Origin of the sequence: Candidatus Syntrophosphaera sp., from assembly GCA_019429425.1 — a bacterium.
Taxonomy (GTDB): Bacteria; Cloacimonadota; Cloacimonadia; order Cloacimonadales; family Cloacimonadaceae; genus Syntrophosphaera.
Genome location: JAHYIU010000111.1, coordinates 1 through 5,609 on the forward strand (window position 1 = coordinate 1; position 5,609 = coordinate 5,609).

6 protein-coding genes are annotated in these 5,609 nt (G+C 55.4%); all 6 read right to left on the minus strand.

What is annotated here, in order from left to right:
- A partial coding sequence (locus K0B87_09115) for a M23 family peptidase (GenBank protein ID MBW6514895.1) occupies positions 1-270 on the minus strand: 270 nt, incomplete at its 3' end.
- On the minus strand, positions 267-1,163 hold the full coding sequence (locus K0B87_09120) for a cation diffusion facilitator family transporter (GenBank protein ID MBW6514896.1): 897 nt from the start codon (positions 1,161-1,163) through the stop codon (positions 267-269). The genes K0B87_09115 and K0B87_09120, both read right to left, overlap by 4 nt.
- Entirely contained in the window at positions 1,160-2,206 is a 1,047-nt protein-coding gene (locus K0B87_09125) for a hypothetical protein (protein MBW6514897.1), read from the minus strand. Before K0B87_09125 ends, K0B87_09120 begins: the two co-directional genes overlap by 4 nt.
- Before the next feature lie 9 nt (positions 2,207-2,215).
- Positions 2,216-3,463 (minus strand): lysine 2,3-aminomutase, encoded by a 1,248-nt coding sequence (ablA, locus tag K0B87_09130; protein MBW6514898.1) that lies wholly within the window; start codon positions 3,461-3,463, stop codon positions 2,216-2,218.
- Between the two features lie 10 nt (positions 3,464-3,473).
- A complete protein-coding gene (locus K0B87_09135) occupies positions 3,474-4,532 on the minus strand; it encodes a zinc-binding dehydrogenase (GenBank protein MBW6514899.1) in 1,059 nt (352 codons plus the stop codon).
- Between the two features lie 182 nt (positions 4,533-4,714).
- Complete coding sequence (locus K0B87_09140) at positions 4,715-5,215, minus strand: hypothetical protein (GenBank protein MBW6514900.1); 501 nt, start codon at positions 5,213-5,215, stop codon at positions 4,715-4,717.
- Positions 5,216-5,609: the final 394 nt, after the last annotated feature.

Below are 5,609 nucleotides of genomic sequence, written 5' to 3' on the forward strand. Positions count from 1 at the left end.
GGGTTGAATGGTGGTTACGTCCACAAAATTGCCGAAATGAAAGGAGACAAGCCCGATCTCCTTGAGGGGCAGGCCGTTCTTTTCCAAGACGGAGAAAATGCTGCCGCCGGGCGGAATCACTGCCACGATCCAGCCCTCACCGCCGTAGGGATCAAGATTGGAGGCGTCATCCGCGCCACGCCTGCCGGAAGTGTCGAAAAAGGCTAGCAGGGTGAAGCTCAACAGGCAGAGGCCGCTGAAGGCCAAAAGTATTTTTTTGCCCACGGTCATGGAAGCTGCCCAGGTTCAGGATGGAAGTGGATCATCACTTTCCTGAGTCCGCTGTGAAAATGTTGCATCAGATTATCCTCCACGATGTGCGAGATGGTGTTGCCCTCGTCGACGCTGATGTTTCCGTCCACGCAGATAGTCATGTCGATGGTGAAAAATGTTCCAAACCGGTGCACGCCCAGCAGTTCCACATTCCGTACACCCTCGACGGAGAGCGCGATCCTCCGCACTTCCCTGCGGAAATCGTCATCCGGCACCTTGTCCATCAGTTCGGCCGAGGATTCCAGAATGATGGTGATTCCCGTCCTGATGATGAATATGGCAACGATCGCACCGGCCGCGGGATCCATCCAATATATCCCCAGCCTGGCCATCACCACGCCCACGATCACGGCCACGGCAGCCAGGATGTCGTTGAAATGGTCGTTGGAGAGGGCGCGGAGAGTGGGATTGCTGGTGCGGCGGAAGTTGCGGCGCGAGAAAATGTACAGGTATATCTTGAGCAGCAAGGTGCCGCTGGCGATGAACAGAACGAGCAGGGAGGCCGGCTGGAAATCGCTGTAATTGGAAAGCAGGTCGTAGACCTTGTTGATCGATTCCCAAAAGATGGCGATGCCGGTGGTGAGGATGAAAGCACCCACGACGATGGCGGAAATGCTTTCCAGCTGGCGATGGCCATAGGGATGTTCGGGATCGGCCGGCTTGTTCGCCTGGAGCATGAATATCTTCACGGCAACGTAATAGACCACGTCGGAAGTGGAGTTGATGCCATCGGCCAGCAGCGCCTGTGAGTGGCCCAAAATGCCCACGGCCGTCTTCAGGATGGATAGCATCACGTTGCAGGCCAGGCCCAGGTTGACGGTGACGTTGGTGATCTGGTCTCGATTGCTCATATTTCCAACTCCCTGATGTCGGGCAGGTCCAGGTGGGGGAATTCCCCACGCAGCCTGCCTCTGAACTCTGCCGCGTCGACGGTTTGCGTGCCCACGGACATGCTGTTGAGCACAAAAGACCTGATCTTGAAGGGGATGAGGGCTTGGGCTGAAAATTCTTTCGCAAATTGCTCGAGCTTTGGATATGAAAGCTTCAGGCAATCGGGATGGCGCAGAACGATGGGGGGTCCCGCTTTTTGCAGGGGTTCTTTGATCCTGGAAAAAACCGCGTCCGTTATCGCTCCGGGGATATAAATCTTCCGAAGTGGACGTTCCAGCAGAGCTCGCAGTTCTTTTTCGTCTCCCAAGAGTGAAGCCATCCCGGACGGCTCCCATTCTTTGTCCCGTTGTACCAATACTTGTTCGGAATCCAGAAGCAGACAGTATTCTGGGTATCCTTTGACGGTATCGGAATAGGCAGTGATCCGGTTGAGGAGTTCCAAGCGCTTGAGTTCTGCGATGATCTGGGGAATGCTGCCAAAACTGGCTCCGATCAGCAGCGCCACGCCATCCACAGCGTCGGATAGGGCGATCGATTTGCGGTCCAGGGAGCCGTCGATCAGCACTTTTTCCGCACCCAGGCTTTGCATCCGCTCCAAAGCATTGATCTGGCCGCTTAGGGTGGCCGGGCCTGTGATCTCTGTCTGGATGGGAATTTCCGACTGGGCCAGCCACAGCGGGCGCAAGGGAGCGCTGAAAGCCAGTTTTTCCAGCACTGAGACGGAACTGCCATGGCTGTCCAGGATGGGAGTGTCGCAACAGAAAATTATGCCCGGACCTAGCCTGACCCTGGGCTTGGGGATCTTGAAGACGGTATCGGTCTCCTCTCCGTCGATCCCTGTGCTGAAAACTCCCCAGACCTGTTCGCCGCGCAGGGCGAGAAGATGGTTCAGCAGGCTTGTCTTGCCGGCATTCTTGCAGATGCCAACGATCGCGATCGCGGCATCGCCGTGCAACCAATCGAAGGAGCCTCGCTCCCCAGCGCTTGAAGCGATCAGAATCAAACCGCCTTGTTACTTTTTGCGGCGCTTGTTGCGCTTGGTCTCGGCCGGGCCGATTGAAACCTGCATGCCACGCAGCAAGGCCATCACACCTTCCCTGGATTTCCTTTCAGCTGGGCAGAGGGCTTTGTAGTTCTTATCTTCGCTGGGTACGTATCCCGGCTCGGTGTATCTGGTGATGACACCCTCATAGTTACGCAGGACCACTCTTCCAGGCATCTGAGAGATCAGGTAGTTGGGCATCACCGGGATCTTGCCGCCGCCGCCGGGCGCGTCCACAACGTAGGTTGGAACGCAGAGGCCGGAGGTATGGCCGCGCAAGGATTCGATTATCTCTATGCCTTTGGACACGGGAGTGCGGAAATGGGAGATCCCTTCAGAAAGATCGCATTGATAGAGGTAGTAGGGGCGGACCCTGTTGCGAACGAGTCCGTGCACCAGTGCCTTCATCACATCGACGTTGTCATTCACGCCTTTGAGGAGAACGGATTGATTTCCAAGCGGTACACCCGCCTCGGCAATTCTGGCCAAAGCGGCTGCGGACGTGGGAGTGATCTCATGGGGATGGTTGAAATGGGTGTTCAGCCATAAAAACTTGTATTTTCTGAAAACATCCAACAGGCCATCGGTGATGCGTTGCGGCATCACGACCGGCACCCGGGATCCGATGCGGACTATATCCACATGCTTGATCTTGGCCAGCCTGCCCAAAAGCTCATCCAGGCGCTCATCGCCAAGGGTGAGGGGGTCTCCTCCGCTGAGCAGCACATCGCGCACTTCTTTGTGCTCTTCGATGTAGGCCAAAGCTTTGTCCACATTCTCCCGCGGCATGGGGGCATCGTGCTCGCCGGCTTTGCGGCGGCGGGTGCAATGGCGGCAGTACATAGAGCACTGATCGGTGATCAGAAGAAGCACGCGGTCGGGGTAACGATGGGTCATGCCGGGTACCGGAGCATCTGTATCCTCGGCCAGAGGATCGGGCATGTCCGAAGGATCGAGCTTGCTCTCCGCGATGCGCGGTATGGCCTGCAGGCGCACGGGATCGAGGAGGTTTTTGTGATCGATCAGGGAAAGGTAGTAGGGCGTGATCGCCATGCGGAAGGAATAGCTCTTGGATTTTGCCACCGCTTCCTCTTCCGGCTGGAGCTGGATGTATTTCCTTAATGTCTTGAAATCCGTGATGCGGTTCCTGATCTGCCAATGCCAGTCGTTCCATTCCTTTGCTGTGGCGATGTTGCGGATCTTGATTATCTCTGCCATTTTTTCCTTCCTAATCCGTGTATCTTTCCTTGAAGAGTTTCATCAAGACCGGATTGCGGCGCAGCAGGTCGATGGATATCGCGGCGTGGTGATGCGCGTAGCCGTTGCCCAGTATCATGTCCACATCTGCTCCAATGCCTTCGGCACCCAAAGCGGCCTTGGTGAAGGAGGTGGCCATGGAAAAGAAATAGACGGTGCCTCTATCCTTGCAGGCCATGATGGAAGGCAGTTCCGTGTCCTCGATATTAACCACGTTGATCACCAGGTCCGCCATCTGGCCTCTGGTGTGGCGGGCAACTTCACGCTGGATTGCCAAAGCGTCGGTGGCGTCGGTGATGATCACCTCGTCGCAGCCGCTCTCTTTGCAGGTCTGGATATAGTTCTCATTGCGCACGATTCCGATGACCTTGCCGGAAACGCCCACCCGTTCGTGTGCCACGGCGTTGCAGAGGATTCCGCTCTTGCCGTTGGCTCCGATGATCACGACCGTCTCACCTGGCTTGGCCAGCCGTTCCACCTGGGCTGGAGCGCCAGCCACATCCAGCACGGACAGGGCAAGGTTCTCATCCATATCCGGAGGGAGTTTGGCATAGATCCCGCTGCTGAAGAGGATCGCCTGACCCTCGATCTCCACCTGGTCCTTGTCCAGCAAAACGCGTTTGACCCTTCTGATCTTGAGCGGAGTGAGCGATAGCGAGACCAGGGAGGCGATGGAGTCGCCCACCTTGATCTCGTCTTCCATCTCAAACTTCGGCCCGATCTGGGCGACCCGGCCGATCAGCATGCCGCCGGAACCGGTGTCCTCGTTCTTGTGTTTGCCCGTGCGGTTGGTGAGGTCGATTGCATGCGCGGCAAAGGTTTGCTCCAGGTCGTTGTGGCCCTGGGCGATCAGCTTGTTCTTGATCTGATGGAATGAGGCCGAATCGACGTTCAGGCGGATCACGTCGATGAGCAGCTCATTGTCCCAGATCTCGCTCATGTCGTTGTCCAGGACTCTTGCTGGTTGGGGCAGGACCCCGCGGGGTTCCAGCACCCGGTGCGTTCCAAAACGGCAGCCGCCAGTTTTCATTTGTAAACTCCCTAAGATACTGTGATCTATGATGTTAATTTATTTATTGCTTAATCTTCCATAATTTTGGACACGCCTGTTTTGTCAAGTCCAAAGCACAAGCCAAAGTGGAAGGCAGGTTGGATTCCTTTGTTGATGGTCCTTGGCAGCGGACCTGATCTCTGCCGGAGCTTATTCCCGTGCTACTCTTTGCTTTCCGTGATCCGGCGCAGGGCCGAGGGAGGCAGGTCGAATACCTCTTCAAAATGGCTGTCGTGGTAATACACGCAGAGGTTTCCCGTGGAAGCGTATCCGTAAGTCACAGTGCGCGTGTCGTCAAAGAACCAAGTTATGAACTGCGCTTCCTGATCGATCAAAACTTCTTCCCCATGCATCCGGTGCAGTCTATCCAAAACGTATCTATCCTGCTGCTCGGTGTTTTCCTTATAATACAATACGAACCAGCCGGCCACCCATTCCATATCGGGCTGAACGAACAGCACCACCGATTCCACCAGCTTGTTGTAGTCCGAATAGTACTTGACCATAGTCCCTTCGACGTCTTCAGCCACAAAACCGGCCTGGGACATCAGGGAATCCGCCCTGTTCAGGTCGTCGCCAAAGGATATGCCAAACAGCCCGGTCTGAGCCGCCAAGCCCAAAGCGGCCGCCATCATCATGAGGAACATCAACGTTTTTTTCATATCTCACCTGTCTTGATTTTGAAGTCAGGATTTCCAAGCCCGGTCAGGCGTCAACCAAAATCGGCTGTCTTTTATATCGAGTGGGTGGCGAGCTTGTTAAATTCAGAAGCGCACCATCTCCGGACAGCCGATCTCAGATGCGAAGAGGCAGCCTGGCTGATTTCATAACCGGCCTATTCCGCCTGTGGCAAAGCGGAGTTTCCCAAACGATCGTCTCGGATCAAACTGACCCACAACCCGACCCACTTAATTCGCTGCTAAGCTTTTTGTCAAGTCCTGAAATAGGTTGACTGTTTTTCGTTGTTATATTTCTGAGCTGTAGTGTCGTATTTGTGCTACAGAGCCCCCCATAGAATTGAATGCCCCCGAGCGCTGGATTCCTCTTTCCAACAAG